The following is a 24197-nucleotide window of genomic DNA, read 5'->3' on the forward strand; positions in this document are numbered from 1 at the left end:
AGTGTGCCTGTTGCTGCCTAAAAGGCGGCCCGGATGCCTGATGATCGGGTATCCGGGGAGGATTAAGGGGGCATTTGGGTAAAATCAGGAGTGATTTGGGGAGGGAAACAGCCGAAAATCTGTGTTTGGGTTTCGGCTGTTGGGGGAAAGGCTTTTTTGCAAAGGTCTCGGCCTATGTGATAGCAGAAGAGTTATATGGGAAAACAATATATTATGCTATACTAAGGCAGCTTCCATTTTTGAATTGGGTCTTATCGTGATTTTAAAATCATAAATAAAAGGAAAATTTATATGTTGACTTATAAAAAAGAAATATTTAGGAAAACCTTGCTGCATACTCTGATAGCTTCTTGTTTTTCTATTCCTGCATTGGCCGTTGCTGCAGCGGGCGACACTTCACCTACTATGGGAACAGAGGGTTCAGGAGAATTTTGGAAAGAACCAAATCAAAACATTGATGGAGATTACAAAGCTACACTAGCACCTAATAGCGGAGAACAATTTGCTCGTCCAAAAGGGCTTATTGTTCGTGCGAATAATCAGGTAGAAATCAAAGGTAAAACTAACATTAATGTTACGTTAGCCAGCGAAGGAAATTCAGGATTAGCATCAGATTCAAATGCGGCTTACGGTATTGCGGTAGGATATGATTATGCCGGTGGTAACGCTTCTGATACCGCCAGCTTAACTTTGCATGATGATGCTAATATCACTGTTAAAAACACAGAAAACACAGTGAAAAGTACAAAAAACTTTGGTGGCGCAACTGCACCATTTGGTCACCAATTATCCGGGGTGAAAGTTTACCGTAAGGATGGTGCCAAACCGGTTTTCAATTCTGAGAAAAAACTGACCATTAATGTGGAAGATAAAACCACCGATAAAATCGGGGATTATTTAGTCGGGCTTTACGTCAGTGGAGACGGTGCGGAAGCGAACTTAAAAGATTCTGACATCACAGTGAAAGCGAATGGAAAATTTTCTGCCGCATTAAAAATTGGTAAACCGGAACTACCAAACACTGAAAAACCGGCTGACTATAAAGGTGCTGTTGTCAATTCCACCGGCAGAATGGTGCTGAATACAGAAGAAACAAAAGATTCCGCAACCGTGCGCTTATTTGGCACCAAATCCCGCTTAATTGCCGATTCAGATACCAGCAGCGGTGAAATCAAATCCGGCAATTCAGCTGTTGTTTTCGATACTCAGGATTACGCAACTAAAGTAAGTGCCTTTTTTATTAGCGACAATGTATCCAGAAATGAGCCTAATAAAGATCAAGAAGTTCGTTTAAACAATACAAAAATCACCACAACATCTGATGATGCTTCATTGATTGTTGCTGATGCGAGAAAAGAAAGTAGTTTTGCAGTAACCTTCGCAGGAAATAAAGTCGCAAGTTGGTTTAATAATGGTGAATTCGTTGCTGAAAATGCAAAATTCGCGTTGAAAGGCAAAGACAGTGAAGCCAAAGCCGCAGAAAATGGCTGGCTTGCCGAAACTAAAGTGGCAGTAACCAAAGGGGCTGATTTGACATTTACCTTGTCTGATCAAGCAAAAGCCATTGGTTTGATGCAGCAACAATCTAAAGGCAATGTGCATTCTAAATTAGATGTGCATGTGAACAACCAAGCTGTTTGGGAATTGAAACAAAAAGGTGATGAACAACGCTCTACCATCAATGCCTTAACCTTGGATAAGGGGGTATTAGATGCGTCTAAAAATATTCCGAACGGTTCAACTAAAACAGACTATAAAGTTAAACTGGTTAAACAAGATGGTACTGAAGGCACATTAACCAGTAACAACGGTGAAATCACCCTTGCCAATGGCTCTTACGAAGACAAACTCACTGTGGAAGGCAACTACACAGCGAATAACGGTGTTCTTAAAGTGAATACTCATTGGGATAGTAATGATGCCAATAACGGTAAATCTGACTTATTGGAAATCACCGGTAATGCCGAAGGGACAACAAAAGTTGTCAGTTTGAAAGCGGACGGCACAGAAAATATGATTGATGGCACTATCGGCTCTATTGCGGCTGATTTAGCCAAAAACAGTACGGCAGTAGTTCGAGTACAAGGGGAAAGTAATTTAAAGAACTTTACCGGTATTGCCAAAACTACAGGTGCGGGTGAACTGCAATTGGCTTCCAAAAAAGTAGGAAATACAACCGAATATTTTTGGACGGTAGTTTCCACGAATAAGGATGCCATTTACACAGCTTCTGTTCCTGCTTATACGCTTATTCCAAACTTGAACTTAGAAGTTGGCTACGAAACAGTTGGTACATTGCACCAACGCCGTGGTGAAAATCAGGCCCTTTCTTGGGAAAAATCTCAAGCGAACAACCAAATTTGGGGACGTATTATTGGCAAACACATTGCTTTGGATGGTAAAAAGCGTTTGAATCTTAGCGCTGACCTTGCAGGCTTCCAGTTTGGCCACGACTTTGATATTTCTTCTAGCAAAAATGGCGGCAAACGTTTAACTGGTGGTTATGTTGGTTACACACATGCTAATTCGAAATTTTATGATGAATATCGTGCCGAGAATGGTGTCGTCCTTGATGACAAATATACAGGTAAAGCTAAAACCGAAAACCTCCATGTCGGTGTGACTCACACACGGTATTCTGAAGATGGTAGCTATATAGACTTTGTAGGCCAACTTTCTTGGATGCAAAATAAATATAACTCCTTAGATTCGAAAGCAAAAAACCATGGTTTGGGTGTGGCTTTATCGGGTGAGGTAGGTCGTCCGTTTGTATTAAGTAAAGAGAAAACGAATAATGGCGACAGTTGGATTATTGAGCCGCAAGCACAATTAATCTATCAATACCTCGGCTTAAATAGCTTCACTGATGATATGCGCTCTGTGCATCAAGATAAGCAACATAATTTACGCAGCCGCATTGGTGTACGCTTTGCTTATAATAATTTAACCGATCATGAAAAAGTTCGAACCTTGTATTTCACCACTAATGTGTGGCATAACTTCAGAAATACTTCGGCCAGTAACATTGGCGAGGATAATGTTACTGAAAAATTAGCAAAAACTTGGGGCGAAGTTGGTTTGGGAGCACAATTTGCAACCAGTTCCAATACCCATATTTATGCAGATGCACGGTATGAACAATCTTTAAGTGGAACGAAACATCAAGGATACAAAGGCTCAATCGGCATAAAATATTCTTGGTAATCTTCAAGTAATATATCTTACCGTAGTCCTTTTATATGAGCCGGATAAATATTAACAATATTTATCCGGCTCATTTATATGCCTTCCTCAATTATCTAAGCGCTATACTGGATTATCAAATATAGTCAATTAAAAATAAAATGGTACAATACTCAACTTTGAAGGTCTAACCATAGCATACTCTGCGGACTTAAGAAACAAAGCTTTAAACTATTACGAACAATGCAAAAACATCAGCCAAACCGCAGCAACGTTTAACTTGTCAAGAAACACGCTTTACCTGTGGATTCGCCTTAAAAAACAAACAGGCAGCCTAAAACATCAAGTTACCGGTCTAAATGCCGTCAAATTGGATAGGCAAAAACTGGCTCAATATGTTGGGCAACACCCGGATGCCTATCTGCATGAAATCGCCAAACATTTTGATTGTACGCCAGCCGCCGTTTGCTATGCACTCAAACAGATGGGGATGACGCGCAAAAAAAGACCACCACTTACAAAGAACAAGACCCGGCCAAAGTAACGCATTATTTGACACAGCCGGCCGAATTTTCCGATTACCAACGTGTTTATTTGGATGAAACAGGATTTGACCGCTACCTGTTCCGTCCCTATGCCCGCAGCCCGAAAGGGCAAATAGTGAAAGCGCAGATAAGTGGAAAAAGATACCAACGCTTATCTCTGGTGTCCGCACAAGTCGGCAACCGGCTGATTGCTCCGATGGTTTATCAAAATACGATGACCGGAGTCTTTTTTGAAGCATGGTTTCAGCAATGCCTACTGCCCGTATTGACTCAAAAATCGGTGATTATTTTAGATAATGCACGATTTCACCGTATGGGTGTCTTACGGGAAATGGCGGAAAAATTGGGACATAAAGTATTGCCTCTTGCACCTTATTCACCTGAGCTCAACCCGATTGAGAAGGTGTGGGCGAATATTAAGCGGTATCTGCGAACCGTTTTGTCTGATTACGCCCGATTTGACGATGCGATAATGTCCTATTTTGATTTTAATTAACTATACATCCATCAGGCCGTCTGAAAAGCCTCTCTTTTACCATTTTAATGAACTATCCGATTACACGCAAAAACCCTATTTATTTTCATTTGACGCCAAACAATAAAATCATATCGATACAGACGTTTGGGGCAGTTTGACGGTTTCAGGTAAAATAACGCCAAATTCATCAACCGTTCAGAAAGCCGCCGCCATGTATTCACTCGTCCGTCCTATCCTGTTCCGCTTCGATGCAGAAAAGGCCCATCATTTCACGCTCAACAGTTTGCGTGCCGCCGAAAAACTCGGCCTGCTGCCCAAAGTGGGCAGCCACACCCGACCAACCGAGCTGATGGGTTTGCAGCTGCCCAATCCGGTCGGTTTGGCGGCAGGTTTGGACAAAAACGGCGAGTGTATCGATGCGTTTGCCGCTTTGGGTTTCGGCTTTGTCGAAATCGGCACGGTAACGCCCAAGCCGCAGCCGGGCAATCCGCAGCCGCGCCTTTTCCGCGTTCCCGAACACCAAGGCATCATCAACCGCATGGGTTTCAACAACCACGGCATCGACGCGATGATCCGTAACATTGAAAACAGCCGCTTTAAAGGCATTTTGGGCATCAATATCGGCAAAAATGCCGTTACGCCGATTGAAAACGCGGCCGACGATTATCTGATTTGCTTGAGAAAAGCCTACGCCCACGCAAGCTACATCACGGTCAATATTTCCTCCCCCAATACGAAAAACCTGCGCGCCTTGCAAGGCGGCGACGAATTGAGCGCATTGTTGGAAGCCTTGAAAAACAAACAGGCGCAACTGGCGGCCGCGCATGGCAAATATGTACCGCTGGCGGTCAAAATCGCGCCGGATTTGGACGAAGCGCAAATCGACGACATCGCCCATGTGGTCAAATCTGTGGAAATGGACGGCATCATCGCCACCAACACGACCATCGACAAATCAAGCTTGGGCAGCCATCCGCTCGCAAGCGAACAAGGCGGCTTGAGCGGCTTGCCCGTATGCGAGAAAAGCAATCAGGTGTTGAAACTTTTGGCGGAACGCATTGACGGCAAGCTGCCGATTATCGGCGTCGGCGGCATCATGAACGGCGCGGACGCGGCAGAAAAAATCCGTTTGGGCGCCAGTGCGGTTCAAGTGTACAGCGGTTTGATTTATCGCGGCCCTGAGTTGATTAAAGAGTGTTTGGCTGCGTTGAAATAATACTTGTCCAAAAATAAGGCCGTCTGAAATCTTTCAGACGGCCTTTTGCTATGCTCTCATTCTTCAAACAGATTGCCTTGTGCCAATAAGGTTTTGACCGGTGCGAAATCGCGGCGGTGTTCCGGCAATACGCCGTATTGTTTCAACGCGGCCAAATGTTGCGCCGTGCCGTAGCCTTTGTGGCGGTCAAACCCGTATTGCGGATAGCGTTTCGCCAATTCATACATTTCTGCATCACGCGCAGTTTTGGCCAAAACCGAAGCAGCAGAGATTTCAATAATTTTGCTGTCGCCTTTGACCACGGCTTCGGCAGGGACATTCAAATCTTTCGGCACGCGGTTGCCGTCTATCCACACTTTATCGGGAGCGACCGATAGCCCCTCGACTGCGCGCTTCATCGCGGCCATGGTTGCGTGCAGGATGTTCAGTTGCAGGATTTCGTCGGGGTCGGCAAAAGCAATGCTCCACGCAACCGCCTGTTCCTTAATCATCTGCGCCAACATATCGCGCTTTTTTTCGCTCAGTTTTTTTGAGTCGGTCAAACCCGGCAGGTCAACATGTTCCGGCAAAATCACTGCCGCCGCAAATACGCTGCCAACCAAAGGGCCGCGTCCCGCTTCGTCCACGCCTGCGCTTAAAACCGTCGCCATTTCTTCACCGCCTGTCTGATTCAAAGCCGCCATTATATCCGCTTGCGGCAGAGAAATTCTGCAATAGTTCAAACCGTTGGGGAACAGTTCAAATTTCATCTGCTTTACCAATCAGTTATAATTTACATCCCCACATACCCATACGTCTTACAACATGCCTGCCCAATCCGAACGCCTCCATTTTTCCGAACGCTGGCTCAACGCCTACGAACGCTACCGCTATCGCCGCCATATCCATGCCTTCCGCCTCGGCTTGGCAATCGTGTTTTCCACCCTGTTGGCCAAAGTCTTCCACCTGCAACACGGCGAGTGGATCGGCATGACCGTCTTTGTCGTCCTCGGCATGCTGCAATTCCAAGGCGCGATTTACTCCAAAGCAGTCGAACGCATGCTCGGCACGGCCATCGGTTTGGGCGTCGGTTTGGCCGTTTTATGGTTGAACCAGCATTATTTGCAAGACGGCGTTTTCTTCTATCTGATTATCGGTGCCGCCAGCGCGGTGGCCGGTTGGTCGGCAGTCGGCAAAAACGGCTATGTCGCCATGCTTGCCGGTTTGACCATGTGCATGCTCATCGGCGACAGCAGCCACCATTGGCTTGACAGCGGCCTGATGCGCGCCATGAACGTTTTAATCGGTGCCGCTATCGCCATTGCCGCCGCCAAACTCCTGCCCCTGCGCTCCACCCTGATGTGGCGCTTCATGCTTGCCGACAACCTCACCGACTGCGCCAAAATGATTGCCGAAATCAGCAACGGCAAACGCATGACGCGCGAGCGTTTGGAACAAAACATGATTAAAATGCGCCAAATCAACGCCCGTATGGTCAAAAGCCGCAGCCATCTGGCCGCCACATCCGGCGAAAGCCACATCAGCAACAATATGATGGAAGCCATGCAGCATGCTCACCGCAAAATCGTCAACACCACCGAGCTGCTCCTGACCACCGCCGCCAAACTTCGCGCGCCCACGCTCAACGAAAGCGAAATCCGCCTGCTCGACCGCCATTTCAACCAACTCCAACGCGAACTGCGCCTGACCGTCCGCCTCATCAAAGGCCACTACGCCCGCCGCATCCGCATTGATACTTCGCTCAATACCGAATTAAGCAAACCGGCCGCCCGCCTGCATTACGACTGGCAAGGCTTCCTTTGGCTCAGCACCAATATGCGCAACGAAATCGCCGCTTTGGTGATCCTGTTGCAACGTTCGCGCAATAAATGGTTGGACAAAAAAGAGTTGCAACGCCTGAAAGAACACCTGCGCAACGATACCGATCCAGAGCAACAATAGACCGTCTGAAAAACACAAACTCAAAATAAAAGCGAATTAGCCGCCGATGGCATCGGCCAATAAAAAAGGCCGTCTGAAACCTAATGGTTCAGACGGCCTTTCAATCAATCCAAGCAACAATAAATGCCACATAAAGCAAAATCCCCTGCGATTGCAGGGGATTTTTATATTTGGTTGCGGGAGCAGGATTCGAACCTACGACCTTCGGGTTATGAGCCCGACGAGCTACCATGCTGCTCCATCCCGCGTCAGAAGTTGTAACTATACGGAAAGACGGAATCGCTGTCAAGCGTTTTTGACAGAAAATGCGAAAAACGCCGCTTTACAAAAAACCGTCCGCATGGTTTAATTTTTCGTTAATAAAGAAACAGGGGTGCTGCTTTCAAACCGAGCGGCTGAGAAATACCCTTTACACCCGAACAGGATAATACCTGCGTGGGGAGTTTCGGCAAATGTGATTTTAAACGGTTGATTGAAGATATCCACAAGGCCGTCTGAAAAAAAGCAATGCTCCTGTTTCCATTTCATAACTGAGAAACAGGAGCATTTTTTTATGACTACCGCTAAAAAAACCGGCGATGAGGCGCGCCGTCTTTCCGACTTGAGCGAAGACATCGGCATCCGCTTCCAATATCCCAATTCCGACCGCGTCTATATCCCGGGCAGCCGCGCCGACATCCGCGTGCCTTTGCGCGAAATCCGTCAGGACGACACCTACACGGCGCAAGGTACGGAAGCTAATCCGCCGATTCCGGTGTACGACACCAGCGGCGCATACGGCGATCCGGCGGCGCACATCAACCTAAAACAAGGTCTGCCGCACGTCCGCACCGCATGGCTGGACGAACGCGGCGATACAGAAATCCTGCCCAAGCTTTCCAGCGAATACGGCACCGAACGCGCACACGATCCGAAAACTGCGCATCTGCGTTTCAACCAAATTACCCGCCCACGCCGCGCCAAAGCCGGCCGCAACGTAACCCAGCTCCATTACGCCCGCCAAGGCATCATCACGCCCGAAATGGAGTTTGCCGCCATACGCGAACGCATGAAGCTGGACGAACTTTTCAGACGGCCTGAATACGCCAAGCTCTTGAAACAGCACGCAGGGCAAAGTTTCGGCGCGAACATCCCAACCCATCCCGACCAAATCACGCCCGAATTCGTGCGCCGAGAAATTGCCTCCGGACGCGCGATTATCCCCGCCAACATCAACCATCCCGAACTCGAACCGATGATTATCGGCCGCAACTTCCGCGTCAAAATCAACGGCAACTTGGGTAACTCCGCCGTCACCTCCAGCCTGACCGAAGAAGTCGAAAAAATGGTGTGGTCGCTGCGTTGGGGTGCGGACACGATTATGGATTTGTCCACCGGCGCGCATATCCACGAAACGCGCGAATGGATTATCCGCAACGCGCCCGTCCCCATCGGCACTGTGCCGATTTACCAAGCTTTGGAAAAAACCGGCGGCATCGCCGAAGACCTGACTTGGGATTTGGTGCGCGACACCTTAATCGAGCAGGCAGAACAAGGCGTGGACTATTTCACCCTGCACGCAGGCGTATTGCTGCGTTATGTACCGATGACCGCCGACCGCCTGACCGGCATCGTATCGCGCGGCGGCTCCATCATGGCGAAATGGTGCCTCGCCCATCATCAGGAAAACTTCCTCTACACACATTTCGACGAAATCTGCGAAATCATGAAAGCCTACGACGTGTCGTTCAGCCTCGGCGACGGCCTGCGCCCCGGCTGCATTGCCGATGCCAACGACGAATCCCAATTCGCCGAACTGCACACCTTGGGCGAATTGACCGCCAAAGCGTGGAAACACGACGTACAAGTCATGATCGAAGGCCCGGGCCATGTGCCGTTGCAACGCGTGAAAGAAAACATGACCGAAGAGCTGCAACATTGCTTTGAAGCGCCTTTCTACACCCTCGGCCCGCTCGTTACCGACATCGCCCCCGGTTACGACCACATCACCTCGGGCATAGGCGCAACCAATATCGGCTGGTACGGCACAGCCATGCTCTGTTACGTGACCCCGAAAGAGCATCTCGGCCTGCCCGATAAAGAAGACGTGCGCACCGGCATCATTACCTACAAACTCGCCGCCCACGCCGCCGACCTCGCCAAAGGCTGGCCGGGTGCGCAGTTGCGCGACAACGCCCTGAGCAAGGCGCGTTTCGAATTCCGCTGGCGCGACCAATTCCGCCTCAGCCTCGACCCCGAACGCGCCGAGAGCTTCCACGATGAAACCCTGCCCGCCGAAGGTGCGAAAATCGCCCACTTCTGTTCAATGTGCGGCCCCAAATTCTGCTCGATGAAAATCACGCAGGAAGTGCGCGACTATGCCGACAAACAAAAAGCCCAGCGGCAGGGCATGGAAGAAAAAGCGATTGAGTTCGTCAAAAAAGGAGCGAAGCTTTACAGTTAAAACGTAAAGCAAGAAAAGGCCGTCTGAAAATGTTTCAGACGGCCTTTTTAGCGAATAGTCTTTAAACGCCCTCCGGCTGTTTATTTTTCCATCCTGCGGAAATGGTGCGGACGGAAGCCGAGCGCGGCGAGGGAAACGAAGTAGAGGCTGCCGCCCAAGGCAATCAGGACGCAGAGTTGGCCTGCTTTTTTAAAGCCGCCGACGTGTACCCATTCAAACGGCAGATAATATTGCGCCGCCCACAAACCACCGCCCATGATGACCAAAGAGATGACCATTTTAACCAAAAACGCTGCCCAACCTTTGCCGGGACGGTAGATGCCGTGTTTGCGCAAAAGGAAAAACAGCAAACCTGCATTCAGACACGCGCCCAAACCGATAGCGAGGGACAAGCCGACGTGTTTGAGCGGCGAAATGAAGGCAAGGTTCATCAACTGCGTGCAAATCAGCGTGAAAATAGCGACCTTAACAGGAGTTTTGATGTTTTGGCGGGCGTAGAAGCCGGGTGCCAACACTTTAATCATAATCAGCCCGATCAAGCCGAAGGAATAGGCAATCAGAGCGTGTTGGGTCATTTGCGCGTCGTGCAGCGTAAATTCACGGTACATGAACAAGGTCGTAACCAGAGGGAAAGACAACACGGCAAGGCCGACGGCGGCAGGCAGGGTCAGCAGCATACACAAGCGTAAACCCCAGTCGAGCAGGCCGGAAAACTGCTCGGTATCCTGACTGGCTGCGTGTTTGGACAAGGTAGGCAGCAAGATTGTACCGAGTGCCACGCCCAAAACACCGGTCGGCAATTCCATCAGTCGGTCGGCGTAATACATCCACGACACGCTGCCGGACTGTAAAAACGAGGCAAAAATGGTGTTGATAACCAAGGAAATCTGCGCCACGCTTACGCCCAAAATAGCCGGCGCCATCTGTTTCATCACGCGGTTGACCGCTGCATCTTTAAAGCTGAGTTTGGGCATTTTCAAGAAGCCCAGTTTCGCCAACCAAGGCAGTTGGAACACCAGCTGCAACACGCCGCCGACAAATACCGCCCACGCCAAAGCCATAACGGGCGGATCGAAATACGGTACAAAAAACAGGGAAAAGACGATAAAGGAAATGTTCAAAAATGTCGGCGTAAAGGCGGGAATGCCGAATTTATGATAGGAATTGAGTATCGAACCGACAAAAGACGACAAGGAAATCAAAAAGATATAAGGAAACGTCACCCGCAGCAGGTCGATGGAAAGCTGAAACTTATCGGCATCTTTGGCAAAACCGGGCGCGGAAACATAAATCACCCACGGCGCGGCAAGTATGCCCAGCGCGGTAACAATGACCAACACAAACGACAACATACCGGCCACATGACGTACAAATGCCTGTGTGGCTTCGGGTGAGCGGGTTTCTTTGTATTCCGCCAAAATCGGTACGAAGGCTTGGGCAAATGCGCCCTCTGCAAACACGCGCCGCAGCAGGTTGGGCAGTTTAAACGCGACAAAAAACGCATCTGTCGCCATGCCTGCACCAAACGCACGGGCGATAATCGTATCGCGCACAAAGCCTAAAATGCGCGACACCATCGTCAGGCTGCCAACCTTGGCCAAGGCTCCCAATAAATTCATGTATTTTCCTTAATTGTCTTTCAGGCCGTCTGAAAATCCGGCTTCTTCCAATACTGCCGCCGCCGCCAATGCCGCCGTATCTTTTTCCAACAGCAGATGCAAGGCGTGGAAATCCTGTTCCAACGCGGCCACGGCTTCAGGGCAGTCATACCAGTCTGCTACGGCCTGCGCCAGTTTTTCAGGGACGGCGTCGTGTTGCAGCAGCTCGGGAACGGCGGCTTTACCCAACAGAATATTGGGCAAACCGACATGCGGCACTTTGATTTTGTTTTTCACATACGCATAAGTCAGCGGCGAAATTTTGTAGCTGATGACCATAGGCCGCTTGCACAAGGCCACTTCCAAAGTCGCCGTACCGCTGGTGACCAATACTACGTCGGCAGCGGTGCAAACCGTATCCGACTGCTTGTCGGTCAACGTGATGGGAAGGGCGACAAATTCAGGTTGCGCCAAAATTTCGCCAATGCGTTTGCGCGTTGCGGCCGTGGCCACAGGCAGCAAAAACTGCGCCTGCGGATAACGTTTCAGCAGCAATAAGGCCGTCTGAAAAAACACCGCCGCCATGTAATCGATTTCGCTCACACGGCTGCCGGGCAATATGGCAAACACGGGCACGTCCGCAGGCACACCCAGCTTCTGCCGCGCCGCCGCCCTATCCGCTTCCACCGGCATGGTTTGTGCCATCGGATGGCCGACAAACTCGGCCTTACCTCCGGCATCAATATAAAGCTGTGGCTCCATCGGAAACAGGCACAACACGCGGTTGACCTGATGCACGATTTTATTGACCCGTTCGCGCCGCCACGCCCAAACCGACGGGCTGACGTAATGAATGGTATGAATGCCTGCCTGCTTGAGTTTTTCCGCCACGCCGAGATTAAAGTCCGGCGCATCGATGCCGATAAATACATCCGGCTTGAGGCGGATTAAATCATTCACCAGCCCTTTGCGGATTTTCAAAATCTGCGGCAGGCGTTTGATGACCTCAACAAAACCGCGTACCGCCAGCTTTTCCTGATCATACAAACTCTCAAAACCCTCTGCCTTCATGCGCTCGCCGCCGATGCCGGTAAACCGCGCATTCGGGCAACGCGCCTTAATGGCACGGATTAAGTGTGCGCCGAGTAAGTCGCCGGAAGCTTCGCCAACGCTGATGGCGATAAGGGGGGAAGGATTGGGGCTCATGTTGTTGAGGTTCGGAAGCTAAAAGATTTTGAGGCAGACATTTGCCCGCCCGTTTTCAGACGGCATCAGCGGCAAACGGACAGGAAACCTGCCCCGCTAATCGGATTTTTGCAATCCAAAGGCCGTCTGAAAAAGTTTCAGACGGCCTTCAATCCATCAATCAACGGATAATGCCGCGTGTGGATTGTGCAAAAAAGTCTTTAAATACCGCCAATTCGCTTTGGGTTTCGGCGCGTTTCAGAATGTCTGCCTTGGCCTCTTCAAACGGAATGCCGCGATGGTAAATGGTTTTATACACATCTTTGACGGAGGCAATCTGTTCGGCGGTGAAGCCGTTGCGGCGCATGCCTTCGCTGTTGATGCCTGCGGGTTCGGCACGGTAGCCTGCCGCCATAAAGTACGGCGGTACGTCTTTGTGTACGCCGGCGGCAAACGCGGTCATGGCGTAGTCGCCGATTTGGCAGAACTGGAACACCAGCGTGTAGCCGCCCAAGACAACGTAGTCGCCGATGGTAACGTGTCCGGCGAGCGAGGCGTTGTTGGCAAAGATGGTGTGGTTGCCGATGACGCAGTCGTGCGCGAGGTGGCAGTACGCCATAATCCAGTTGTCGTCGCCGATGCGGGTTTCGCCGATGCCGGTTACCGTGCCGAGGTTGAAGGTGGTGAATTCGCGGATGGTGTTGCCGTTGCCGATAATCAGCTTGGTCGGCTCGTCGCGGTATTTTTTGTCCTGCGGGATTTCGCCAAGGCTGGCAAATTGGAAAATGCGGTTGTTTTCACCGATGGTCGTATGACCGTTGATGACGACGTGCGGACCGATTTCGGTATTCGCACCGATTTGCACATTGGGGCCGATGATGCTGTATGGGCCGACTTTGACGCTGGAGTCGAGTTCGGCTTTAGGGTCGATGACGGCGGTCGGATGGATAAGGGTCATGCTGTCTCCTTGCTGTCTGATACAGGTATTGCCTGCAAGATGCCGTCTGAACTTTCAGACGGCCTGTCCCATTCTTACACCACGCGTTTGGCGCACATAATCACGGCTTCAACGGCAACTTGGCCATCGACTTTGGCAACGGCGTTGAATTTGCCGATACCGCGTTTGTTGGTCAACAGCTCGACTTCAAAAACCAGTTGGTCGCCGGGGATGACTTGGCGTTTGAAACGAGCGTCGTCGATACCGGCGAAGAAGAAGAATTCGTTTTCTTTGCGGCCGCCTTCGCTGAGGATGGCGAGTGTGCCGCACGCTTGCGCCATGGCTTCGATAATCAGCACGCCGGGCATCACGGGCAGGTCGGGAAAATGGCCTTGGAACTGCGGCTCGTTCATGGTGACGTTTTTAATCGCAGTCAGGGTTTTCATCGGTTCGAACGCAGTAATGCGGTCGAGTTGCAAAAACGGATAACGGTGTGGGATAAGTTTTTGAATGTCTTTGGCTTCGATCGGGAGTTGTACGTCCATGATGTTCGTCTTTCCTTGTTTGTATTGGGTTTAAACGTATTCGGATGCGGGGCGCGGACTGTTTGCGCCGCCTTTAGGCTTCGTCGCTGTCGGCAAGCTGTTTTTCCAGCGTTTTGAGGCGTTTGTTCATTTCGCTCAAACGGTGGATATAAACGGCATTGCGTGCCCAGTCTTTGTAGTCCGACATCGGGAAAATACCGGCCAAATGCTGGCCGCTTTCGGTAATGCTGTGGGTAACGGATGTACCGCCGCCGATGGTGGTTTTATCGGCGATTTCGATGTGTCCGACCGTACCGACGCCGCCGCCGATAATACAATAATTGCCGATGGTGACGCTGCCGGAAATACCGGTTTTGGCGGCGATAACGGTATGCGAACCGATTTTGCAGTTGTGGCCGATTTGGACTTGGTTGTCGATTTTGGTGCCGTTGCCGACGGTCGTGTCGCTCATTGCGCCACGGTCGATATTGGTGTTCGAACCGATTTCCACATCATCGCCCAGCGTGACTGCGCCGGTTTGCGGAATTTTAAACCATGAATCGCCGGCAAAGGCCAAGCCAAAACCGTCCGCACCGATGACGGCGCCGCTGTGGATTTCGACACGGTTGCCCAAAGTGCAGCCGTAATAGATGACGGAGTTGGGGTGCAGCACGACTTCATCGCCCAACGTGCAATCGTGTTGGACAACGGCATTGGTCAAAATACGGCAGCCTTCACCCAATACGGCATTCGCGCCGATATAGGCATTCGCGCCGATTTCGCAGCTTGCCGGCACTTTGGCGCTTGCCTCGACAACGGCGGTCGGATGTACGCCGCCCTGTGCTTTGACAATCGGCGAGAACAATCGTGCCACTTTGGCAAAATAAAGATAAGGATCGGCAGCCACAATCAGGTTGCGACCCGCAAATTCGTCTGCGGCTTTCGGCGACACAATCACCGCGCCTGCCTGGCTGTCGTGAACTTCGGCTTTGTATTTCGGATTGGCCAAAAAGCTGATGTGTTCCGCCTGCGCCTGATCCAACGGACGGACGGCGGTAATGGCGATGTCTTCGCCTTTCCATTCGCCGCCGAGCTGGGAAACGATGTGGGACAGGGTGTATGCTTGTGAAGTCATGATAATCTGCCGTCAAGATGTCAGGCCGTCTGAAAGATGCCGATTTGGGTTTCAGACGGCCTTAGGTTTGTCTGTATGGTTACATTCGCTACCGAGCGGGGTCAGTGAGCGTTTAGGGCTTTGATAACGCTGTCGGTAATGTCATAGCGGCCATTGACGTAAATCACGTCCTGCAAGATGAAGTCGTAACCTTCGCGCTTGGCCAAATCGATGATGACGCGGTTGGCATTTTGCTGGAGCGCGGCGAATTCTTCATTGCGGCGCAGGTTGTAGTCTTCAGCCAACTCAGCCTGCTGCTTGCGGAATTTCTGTACCAGATTGCGCCATTTTTGGGTTTCCGCTTCCCTTTGGCTGTCGCTGAGCTTGTCGCCACTCAGTTTTCGCTCCAAAGCCTCGCCTTCCTGCTGCAGCTTTTGCAAGGCGGTTTGACGGCTTTTGAACTCTTTTTCCAAAGTCATCTGAATGTTTTGTGCCTGCTTGGATTCCTGATAAACGCGCTCGGTATTGATAAAACCGATTTTCTGCACGCCATCCGCCGCCGCTTGCGGCAACAGCACGAAACCCGGCAGGGCTACGGCGAGGACACGGAGGGTGTCGGCTATTTTACTCATGATAAAAATCCTTGCTTGAAAACAAACGGGCGGTTTGCAATAAGCTTACCGCCAATCTGCCATGAGGCCGTCTGAAACGGACAAACCGGGTTTCAGACGGCCTAAACATCATCAGAATGTCGTACCGAGTTGGAATTGGAAGCGTTGGATTTCGTCGCCTTCTTTTTTCTTAATCGGGTAAGCATAACTGAACTTCATCGGACCCAGCGGAGAAAGCCAGGTCACGGCAGCACCGGCAGAGTAACGCAATTCGTTTTTGAATGTCGATTTGTGCGTTGTGCCTACGCCGTACACGTTTTGGGACACGCCATTGGAATTGCTGCTGCTGCCGTCGTTGTAGGTTTTGCCGTCCCACACGCTGCCCACATCGGCAAACAGGCTCAGACGGACGGTACGCGAGTCTTTAATGCCCGGCATCGGGAAGAGCAACTCTGCGGAAACGTTGGCTTTTTTGTTACCGCCATAGCTGATCTTCTCGCCGTATTCGTCATAGACTTTCGGGCCCAGCGTACCGCTTTCAAAACCGCGGACAGAGCCTAAGCCGCCGCCGTAGAAGTTTTCAAAGAACGGCATGGTTTTGGTTTTGCCGTAGCCGTTACCATAACCGACTTCGCCACCCAGCATCAGCGTGAAATCTTTGCTCAACGGGAAGAACCAGGTTTGATTGTGGGTCAGGGTGTAGTATTGCAGGTCGCTGCCCGGCAAAGCGATTTCGCCGTTTACGCCGGTCAGGTAACCGCGGGTCGGCCACAAGGCATTGTCGGTTTTGTTGCGGCCCCAGCCGATGGTACCTTTGTACAACCAGCCTTTGAAGTTACCTACGCCGCTGCCGTCGCCTTTACCATATTGGTTGATAAAGTCGGCATAGCGTTTAGGCGCGCCTTTGTAGGTGTTCACGGTCAGACGCTCTGCGGCCAAACCGAAGTTCACACGGTCATATTCGGTAACTGGAATACCAATACGCAAACCGCCGCCGAAAGTCGTGGTTTTATACTGTTTCGCGCTGGAAGAAGCTTTACGCGGGTCGTAAGTCTTGCCGTAAAGGTCGTAGCCCAAGCTTACGCCGTCAGGTGTGAAGTATGGGTCGGTAAACGACAACGAACCGTTTACTGTGGTTTTACTGCGGGAAGCACGCAGGGCAACGGATTTACCCGTACCGAACAGGTTGTCTTGAGCCACGCCGGCAGACATCACCAAACCGGTATCCTGAACCCAACCTGCGCTCAAGTCGAGCGAGCCGGTAGAACGTTCGGTCAGGCTCATGTTCAGATCAACTTGGTCAGGCGTATTGGCCACAGGAACCGCATCAAATTGAACGTTGTCGAAGTAGCCCAACAACTCAACGCGCTCTTTAGAACGTTGCAGTTTGGCAGAATCGTAAGGCGCCGATTCCATTTGGCGCAACTCACGGCGGATAACTTCGTCACGGGTTTTGTTGTTGCCGGTAATGTTGATTTCGTTCACATAGATTTTGCGGCCCGGTTGAACGGTCAACACAAAATCAACAGTATGCGTTTCGGCATTTGGAATCGGTTGGACATTGATTTCGCTGAATGCGTAACCTGCCTGACCCATGCGGTTTTGGATGGCTTCGAGCGAATTGGACATTTGCGCGCGCTCGTACCATTTGCCCGGCTTCATGGTCAGCAGTTTTTCCAAATCTTCTTTCGGCACTTCCAGCGTATCGCCTTCGATGCGTACATTGCCCCAGCGGAAGCGGTCGCCTTCGCTGACGGTTACTTTAATGGTCTGCTTGGTTTTGTCTTCGTTGGTTTGGATATCGGTATCCAAAATGCGGAAGTTGAAGTAGCCGTTGTTTTGATAGAAATTGGTAACTTTTTCCATGTCCTGAGCAAATTTTTGCTCATTGAACTGGTTGCTCTTGGTGATCCAAGTCCACATGCCGCCTTCGCTCAGGGACATTTGTTTCATCAGACGGCGGTCGGAGTAAACTTCGTTGCCCTCAAATGAAATATCGGTAATCTTGGTAGATTTGCCCTCTTCGATGGCAATATCGATAGACACGCGGTTGCGGGCGAGTTTGGTTACGGTCGGAGTGATTTGGACAGACTGTTTGCCACGGCTCAAATACTCTTCTTTCAAACCGGCAACGGCTTGGTTCAGCGTTGCTTGGTTGAAGTATTGGGATTGTGCCAAACCAAATGCTTCAAGGTTTTTCTTGATGGCATCGTTTTGCAGCATTTTCGCGCCGGTAATATTGAGCGAGCTGATGGTCGGACGCTCGATAACGGTCAGCAGGACTTGATTGTCCATGGTCTCGACACGTACGTCGTCAAAGAAACCGGTTGCGTAGAGTTTTTTGATGATTTCTTCACTGCGCGCATCATTGAAATTATCACCGACTTTAACGGGCAGGTAGTTGAAGACGGTACTCGGCTCGGTGCGTTGCAGGCCTTCGACGCGGATGTCCTGAATGGTAAAGTCAGCCAATGCCATTGGCGACAGGCTCAATACCATTAAAGCGGAAGCAATCTGGTTCAGTTTCATAAATTATCCAAACAAACGGTTGATGTCATTAAAGAAAGCCACAGCCATCATCAAAAGCATGGCTGCCAGTCCGAAGCGCAGGCCGACTGCCTGTATGCGCTCGCTCAAAGGCTTTCCGCGTATCCATTCGGCGGTGTAGAAAACCAGATGCCCGCCGTCTAAAACGGGTACGGGCAAAAGGTTCAACACGCCTAAGCTGATGCTGACCAAGGCCAGAAATTCGAGGTAGCTCTGCAATCCGAGTTTGGCGGATTGTCCGGCGACATCGGCAATGGTCAAGGGGCCGGAAATATGGTTCAAAGAGGCATTGCCTGTAACCAGTTTTCCGAAAAATTTGAGGGTTGTCCACGAATAGTTGACGGTTTTGTTCCAACCCAATTCAAAGGCTTGGGCAACGGAAGGCGTATAACGGTAGCGGATGGTTTTATCCCACTCTTTATCCGCCTGGGCGGCAAGCCCTGCTCTACCCACCAGCACGCCCGCCGACTGCTCGACGCTGTCCGGCCGGATAGCGGTCGCCAGTATTTTACCGTCGCGCTCGTAAGTCAGCTCGATTCGTTTGCCGGGGCTGGCGCGGAAGAGTTCCGTCCATGCCTGCCAGCTTTCGATGGGTTTCCCATCGGCGGTCAGCAGTTTGTCGTTTTCCTTCAAACCTGCTTTTTCGGCCGGACTATTGGCCAAGACTTTGCCGATGCGGTTAGTAATTCTAAAAGGCAAAAGGCCGATGTTGCCTTGGTTTTTCGCAACTTTACCTGCTTCAGGCGTGCCGGCGGCATCAATTATGCGGATGGCTTGGGTATTTGAGGCCGTCTGAACAGCGACTTTTACAGGGCCGGCCTCAAGGTTCAACACCATCTCGGTTTGCGCATCGCTCCAGTCTTTAACGGCGATTCCGTTGACCGATACAATTTTATCGCCTGCCTGAAAACCTGCGTTGGCGGCAATACTGGCAGGCTCGACCATGCCGACATAAGGGCGCAACTCGGTCACGCCGAAGGAAAAGCTCAAACCGTAAAGCAAAACGGCCAAAATCAAATTGGTCAAAGGACCGGCGGCGACAATGGCGATGCGCTTGGCCGGATGCTGCTTGTCAAAGGCGTACGGCAAATCTGCGTCCGCCACCTCGCCTTCGCGCGTATCGACCATTTTAACGTAACCGCCCAACGGAATCAGGGCAAGACACCACTCGGTATCGCCGCGTTTTCGGGTGAAAAAGGGCTTACCGAAGCCGACGGAAAAGCGCACGACTTTAACGCCGCACCAGCGGGCAACAATATAGTGTCCGAACTCATGCAGGCTGACCAAAATCAGAATGGCGACGATAAAGGCTAAAAAGGTTTGCAAAAAAATCCCCTGAATGGAATGTGAGAATCAACGGATAAAGCCGTCTGAAAACCGATTATAAAGGCAGTTGTTCCATTTTGTCTGCCTAAATGCCAAGCGGTTGGCGTTTCAGACGGCCTGTCATTGAAGCTTTATTGTTTGCCGATAAAGGCTTCTGCCTGTCTGCGTGTTTGTGCGTCTTGCGCCAGCAGGCCTTCGATATCGTGACGGCCGTCTGAAAAATCTTGAGCAAGGCAGTAGGCAACGACTTTGGCAATATCGGTAAACTTGATGCGTTTATCTAAAAAAGCGGTCACGGCAACTTCGTTGGCGGCGTTCAGCACGCAAGGCGCGGCGCCGCCCGCATCCATGGCCTGATAGGCAAGTTTCAGACATGGGAAACGGTCAAAGTCGGGCTTTTGGAAGGTCAATGCGGACAATGCGCCGAAATCCAGCTCGCCCACGCCGGAATCGATGCGTTCGGGCAGACCCAAGCAATAAGCAATCGGCGTACGCATATCAGGATTACCCAACTGCGCCAATACCGAACCATCTCGATAACGCACCATGCTGTGTATCACGGATTGCGGATGAATGACGACTTCCAGTTTTTCCGGCGGACAGTTAAACAGCCAATGCGCCTCAATCAACTCCAAGCCCTTATTCATCATTGACGCGGAATCGACGGAAATTTTGCGTCCCATGCTCCAATTCGGATGCTTGACCGCCTGCTCGGGCGTAATGCTGTCAAATGTACTTAAATCGGTGTTAAGGAAGGGGCCGCCCGACGCGGTCAGGATAATCGAATTGATACCGTGCTCATTCAGACGGCCTGTGTAATCCCTTGGCAATACTTGGAAGATGGCGTTGTGTTCGCTGTCAATCGGCAAGACGGTGGCGCCGTTTTGACGGGCAGTTTCCATAAACAATGCGCCGGAAACCACCAGCGTTTCTTTGTTTGCCAAATAAATGGTTTTGCCCTTTTGAGCGGCGGCCAAAGCCGACGGCAAACCGGCCGCGCCGACAATGGCACACATTACGCCGCTGACTTCATCAGCCGAAGCCACATCAATCAGGGCTTGAGAACCATATAAGACCTGCGTATCGATGCCTTCTTGTTTGAGTTTCTTTTCCAGCTCAGCCGCATGACCGGCATCGCCGACAACAGCATATTCCGGACGGAACTGCTTGCATTGCGCCGCCAGCTTGTCCACCTGTCTATGCCCCGCCAGCGCGAACACGCGGAATTTTTCGGAATGGCGGGAGACAACGTCTAAAGTACTTTCGCCTATGCTGCCGGTACTGCCTAATATGGTCAGAACTTGTTGTGTCATGGTGTGTTCTTTGTGTGCTGTGCAAACGGTATTCATTGTGTTTGAAATAGATTTCTTTGCCGTTTCCAATTTTCAGACGGCCTTTTGTCTCCCAGCTGAAAAGGCCGTCTGAAAGAATTACTCAATGCCGTATTCGATGGTAACAACCAGTCGGACTTGTTTGCCGACAGTGCTTTTATCGTAAGAACCGCCGTACTCGTCGTCCTCGCTGCTGCCGGTGTCGGCATAGATGTTGAACGAGCCTTGTGAAGCAGAACGCATGGCACCCACTTTGCCGCCGCCGGTTTTGGCAAATTCGGCCGCGCGTTTCTGCGCATCCTCCGTCGCCTGCGTGATCAAATCGCGTTTGATGGTTTCCAAATTGCCCAGCAAATATTGCGGATTGTCGAAGCGGATGAATTCGTTTTGTGCACGGAAGTTCAAAATGGCGCGCTGGGCGGCTTGGATTTTATCCAGTTTTTTGGTGTTGACCACAATATTGAGGTCGCCATCGTAGCCGTTGGGCGTGCGGGTTACGTTGCCCAGTTCGTCGCGGGTTTCATTGAAAACGCGCGACACTTCGGGCAGGCCCACTTTCATTTCAGCCGCCGCAAAGCCTTGCTCGCCCAAAAATTTAGACAGCTTCTTGCGTCTTGCCGTCAGCAAATCCAAAACTTCCTGGTAGCTCTCGCCGTGTGCGTTCACGCCCGTATTCCACGTCGCGCTGTCGGATTGGAAGTTTTTCTCCGCCAGACCTTTTACAGTAATCGTCCCCGGCTGGCGCAGATTCTTAAACTGCACGCCCAAAATAAACGCCGCAGCCATCAATCCCAGTGCCAACAATACGCCCAAGATCGATAAAGATGAAATCTGTTTTTGTTCGGACATCATCAGCTCCCTCAACCACGTCAGACAGGCTGTTTAAAACAAATATATAAAGGCGGCATAAATGCTGATAACGGCAATCAGGCTGTCCACACGGTCGAACACGCCGCCGTGTCCCGGCAACAGATTACTGCTGTCTTTGATACCGGCCGCACGTTTAAGCCAGCTTTCCAGCAAATCGCCGCACACGCTGACAACGGTCAGAATCAAGCCGATCAAAATAGTTTTTAACCAACCGGCTTCAAAAGCCAGCCAACCGGCTTTCCATACGATGGTCATGTACACGGCAACGCATAATGCGCCGCCGATCGCACCTTCCCAGCTTTTACCCGGGCTGATGGTCGGCGCAATTTTGCGCTTGCCAAACGATTTGCCGCAGAAATACGCGCCAATATCGGCCACCCACACCAAGCCCATAATCGCCAATAAAGACAGCGCGTCTTCAGGCTGAGGGCGCAGGTAAACCAGTGCGAACCAAAACGGCATCACCAACAACCAACCGACTGTGTAAGCCTGCCAGCCGCCGTTTAACTTCCATTTCGCTTTCAGCCACCAAGGCATGACAATCAGCCAAAACGCCAATACAACATACCAAACCAAATCAGGCAACTGCCAACCGCCGGCATAGGCAATCACACCGAACACCAGCGTTGAAGCCAAATAATGATTGATTTTCAGCTTGTCCAAGCCACTCATGCGGGCATATTCCCACAAAGTCAGCATGGCAATCAGGCCGCAAAACGCAGCCCACAGCCACATAGGTGCATAAAACAGCATACCCAGCATCAGCGGCAAAAGCCACAGCGCCGTCAAAATCCGTTGTTTCAACATAGTTCTCAACCCCGTTGCTGCTCAACCGGCAGCTGTTCGGAAGTCCGCCCGAAGCGGCGTTCCCGTTTTTGGAACGAAGTAATCGCCTCATTCAGCGATTTCTCATTAAAATCAGGCCACAGCGTATCCGTAAAATACAATTCCGCGTACGCCATCTGCCACAGAAGGAAATTGCTGATGCGCGTCTCGCCGCCGGTTCGGATAAACAAATCCGGCTCGGGTGCATCGCCCAACATCAAATAGCGCGACAACGCCTCTTCCGTAATCTCAGTTGCACCCTCGGCAATCAACTGATTTGCCGCCTGCAAAATATCCCAGCGGCCGCCATAATCGGCGGCAATGCTCAAAGTCAAACCGGTATTATTTGCCGTCAATGCCTCTGCCGCCTCAATCCCCTTCAGGATTTCAGCGTTAAACCGCTCACGGCTGCCGATGACTCTCAAGCGCATATTGTTATCGTGCAAACGGCGCACCTGCTTTTGCAAAGCCTGCAAAAACAGCCCCATCAGAAAAGAAACCTCTTCCTCGGGGCGTCGCCAGTTTTCAGTCGAAAAAGCAAACACGGTCAAATACCGCACACCCAGTTCAGCACAATGCCTCACCATGTTCTCCAGCGCATCCAAGCCGCGCTTATGCCCCATCACACGGGGAAGAAAACGCTTCTTTGCCCAACGTCCGTTGCCGTCCATAATCACAGCAATATGTCGGGGGATGGCAGAGTGTTCCAAAATCGTCTGCGTACTGCTTTTCATGTCTGCCTTTCAGGGAGCAAACCGTCCAAAGGCCGTCTGAACGGTTTACACACAGGATTAAATCGCCATCAAATCTTCTTCTTTGGCAGCCAAGAGCTTGTCTGCCTCAGCAATATATTTGTCGGTCAACTTCTGAACCGCTTCCTCGCCACGGCGGGCTTCATCTTCAGAAATCTCTTTGTCTTTCAACAATTTTTTGATGTGGTCGTTTGCATCACGGCGCACATTGCGGATAGACACACGGCCCTCTTCCGCCTCACCGCGTACCACTTTGATCAAATCTTTACGGCGTTCCTCAGTCAACATAGGCATAGGGACACGGATCAAATCACCGACAGAAGCAGGGTTCAGGCCCAAGTTCGAATCACGGATAGCTTTCTCAACTTTTGCAGCCATATTGCTCTCGAACGGTTTCACACCAATCGTACGCGCATCCAAAAGCGTCACGTTCGCCACTTGGCTCACAGGCACCATGCTGCCCCAGTATTCCACTTCCACTTGATCAAGCAGGCCGGTATGCGCACGGCCGGTACGCACCTTAGCCAAGTTTTCTTTCAATACTTCCAGAGAACGCTGCATTTTGCCTTCAGCTGTCTTTTGAATATCATTAATCATCTTATACTTTCAATTTCATAGGAATAAAACAGGATTAACCGAGAATAGTACCGTTAAACCGCCCCCACGACAAGGCTTTACGCCCCAACAGCCTTGTTTTCTAACCGATATTTAACATCAAACAAAATAAAGGCCGTCTGAAAATTGAACTGCACCCCAAAAGTTGGACATCCC

General features: G+C 50.9%; 19 protein-coding genes, 1 tRNA gene and 1 riboswitch. Of the genes, 5 read left to right on the forward strand and 15 right to left on the reverse strand.

The window, feature by feature from the left end:
• Positions 1-291: 291 nt before the first annotated feature.
• The 3 genes from HMPREF3052_RS04840 (at position 292) to HMPREF3052_RS04850 (ending at position 5422) form a co-directional block, all read left to right on the forward strand.
• Positions 292-3204, forward strand: coding sequence for an autotransporter family protein (locus HMPREF3052_RS04840; RefSeq protein WP_070748868.1), 2913 nt, complete (start codon positions 292-294; stop codon positions 3202-3204).
• A 172-nt stretch (positions 3205-3376) separates the two neighbouring features.
• A protein-coding gene (locus HMPREF3052_RS11330) for an IS630 family transposase (protein ID WP_141756609.1) occupies positions 3377-4224 on the forward strand; the annotation gives its coding sequence in 2 pieces (ribosomal slippage) (positions 3377-3692 and positions 3692-4224; 849 coding nt in all).
• A gap of 193 nt (positions 4225-4417) precedes the next feature.
• The gene (locus tag HMPREF3052_RS04850) at positions 4418-5422 is read left to right on the forward strand and encodes a quinone-dependent dihydroorotate dehydrogenase (RefSeq protein ID WP_070748870.1); all 1005 of its coding nucleotides are present in this window, start codon (positions 4418-4420) and stop codon (positions 5420-5422) included.
• A 56-nt stretch (positions 5423-5478) separates the two neighbouring features.
• On the opposite strand, the gene rnhB is transcribed toward HMPREF3052_RS04850, so the two are convergent.
• Complete coding sequence (gene rnhB, locus HMPREF3052_RS04855) at positions 5479-6072, reverse strand: ribonuclease HII (RefSeq protein ID WP_070748896.1); 594 nt, start codon at positions 6070-6072, stop codon at positions 5479-5481.
• Between the two features lie 154 nt (positions 6073-6226).
• On the opposite strand from rnhB, the gene HMPREF3052_RS04860 reads away from it, so the two are divergent.
• The gene (locus HMPREF3052_RS04860) at positions 6227-7363 is read left to right on the forward strand and encodes an FUSC family protein (protein ID WP_070748872.1); all 1137 of its coding nucleotides are present in this window, start codon (positions 6227-6229) and stop codon (positions 7361-7363) included.
• 171 nt (positions 7364-7534) lie between these two features.
• On the opposite strand, the gene HMPREF3052_RS04865 is transcribed toward HMPREF3052_RS04860, so the two are convergent.
• A tRNA-Met gene (locus tag HMPREF3052_RS04865) sits at positions 7535-7611 on the reverse strand.
• A gap of 111 nt (positions 7612-7722) precedes the next feature.
• Positions 7723-7822: riboswitch (TPP riboswitch) on the forward strand.
• A 94-nt stretch (positions 7823-7916) separates the two neighbouring features.
• Between HMPREF3052_RS04865 and thiC the strand changes: the two genes are divergently transcribed.
• Complete coding sequence (gene thiC / locus HMPREF3052_RS04870) at positions 7917-9806, forward strand: phosphomethylpyrimidine synthase ThiC (RefSeq protein WP_070748874.1); 1890 nt, start codon at positions 7917-7919, stop codon at positions 9804-9806.
• Between the two features lie 80 nt (positions 9807-9886).
• On the opposite strand, the gene murJ is transcribed toward thiC, so the two are convergent.
• The 13 genes from murJ to frr form a co-directional block, all read right to left on the reverse strand.
• Positions 9887-11425: a murein biosynthesis integral membrane protein MurJ gene (gene murJ, locus HMPREF3052_RS11595; protein WP_070748876.1), complete on the reverse strand. Its 1539-nt coding sequence runs from the start codon at positions 11423-11425 to the stop codon at positions 9887-9889.
• A gap of 9 nt (positions 11426-11434) precedes the next feature.
• Positions 11435-12610, reverse strand: a complete 1176-nt coding sequence (gene lpxB / locus HMPREF3052_RS11600) for a lipid-A-disaccharide synthase (protein ID WP_070748878.1) — start codon at positions 12608-12610, stop codon at positions 11435-11437.
• Positions 12611-12770: 160 nt separating this feature from the next.
• A complete protein-coding gene (gene lpxA, locus HMPREF3052_RS04885; RefSeq protein ID WP_070748880.1) occupies positions 12771-13547 on the reverse strand; it encodes an acyl-ACP--UDP-N-acetylglucosamine O-acyltransferase in 777 nt (258 codons plus the stop codon).
• Between the two features lie 74 nt (positions 13548-13621).
• Positions 13622-14071 carry a 3-hydroxyacyl-ACP dehydratase FabZ gene (gene fabZ, locus HMPREF3052_RS04890; protein ID WP_003681704.1) on the reverse strand — a complete coding sequence of 150 codons (450 nt, stop codon included), beginning with the start codon at positions 14069-14071 and terminating at the stop codon, positions 13622-13624.
• A gap of 73 nt (positions 14072-14144) precedes the next feature.
• Positions 14145-15185: a UDP-3-O-(3-hydroxymyristoyl)glucosamine N-acyltransferase gene (lpxD, locus tag HMPREF3052_RS04895; protein WP_070748882.1), complete on the reverse strand. Its 1041-nt coding sequence runs from the start codon at positions 15183-15185 to the stop codon at positions 14145-14147.
• Between the two features lie 101 nt (positions 15186-15286).
• Positions 15287-15796 carry an OmpH/Skp family outer membrane protein gene (locus HMPREF3052_RS04900; RefSeq protein WP_070748884.1) on the reverse strand — a complete coding sequence of 170 codons (510 nt, stop codon included), beginning with the start codon at positions 15794-15796 and terminating at the stop codon, positions 15287-15289.
• A gap of 111 nt (positions 15797-15907) precedes the next feature.
• Positions 15908-18304 (reverse strand): outer membrane protein assembly factor BamA, encoded by a 2397-nt coding sequence (gene bamA / locus HMPREF3052_RS04905; protein ID WP_070748886.1) that lies wholly within the window; start codon positions 18302-18304, stop codon positions 15908-15910.
• Positions 18305-18307: 3 nt separating this feature from the next.
• Positions 18308-19648 carry an RIP metalloprotease RseP gene (gene rseP, locus HMPREF3052_RS04910; protein WP_070748888.1) on the reverse strand — a complete coding sequence of 447 codons (1341 nt, stop codon included), beginning with the start codon at positions 19646-19648 and terminating at the stop codon, positions 18308-18310.
• A 131-nt stretch (positions 19649-19779) separates the two neighbouring features.
• A complete protein-coding gene (gene ispC, locus HMPREF3052_RS04915; protein WP_070748898.1) occupies positions 19780-20961 on the reverse strand; it encodes a 1-deoxy-D-xylulose-5-phosphate reductoisomerase in 1182 nt (393 codons plus the stop codon).
• Between the two features lie 117 nt (positions 20962-21078).
• Positions 21079-21828, reverse strand: coding sequence for an SIMPL domain-containing protein (locus HMPREF3052_RS04920; RefSeq protein WP_003686550.1), 750 nt, complete (start codon positions 21826-21828; stop codon positions 21079-21081).
• Between the two features lie 33 nt (positions 21829-21861).
• Positions 21862-22656 (reverse strand): phosphatidate cytidylyltransferase, encoded by a 795-nt coding sequence (locus HMPREF3052_RS04925; RefSeq protein WP_070748890.1) that lies wholly within the window; start codon positions 22654-22656, stop codon positions 21862-21864.
• Positions 22657-22661: 5 nt separating this feature from the next.
• Positions 22662-23408 carry an isoprenyl transferase gene (locus tag HMPREF3052_RS04930; protein WP_070748892.1) on the reverse strand — a complete coding sequence of 249 codons (747 nt, stop codon included), beginning with the start codon at positions 23406-23408 and terminating at the stop codon, positions 22662-22664.
• A gap of 57 nt (positions 23409-23465) precedes the next feature.
• Complete coding sequence (gene frr, locus HMPREF3052_RS04935; protein WP_063068560.1) at positions 23466-24023, reverse strand: ribosome recycling factor; 558 nt, start codon at positions 24021-24023, stop codon at positions 23466-23468.
• Positions 24024-24197: the final 174 nt, after the last annotated feature.

This window comes from Neisseria sp. HMSC056A03, assembly GCF_001815685.1.
Classification (GTDB): domain Bacteria; phylum Pseudomonadota; class Gammaproteobacteria; order Burkholderiales; family Neisseriaceae; genus Neisseria; species Neisseria subflava.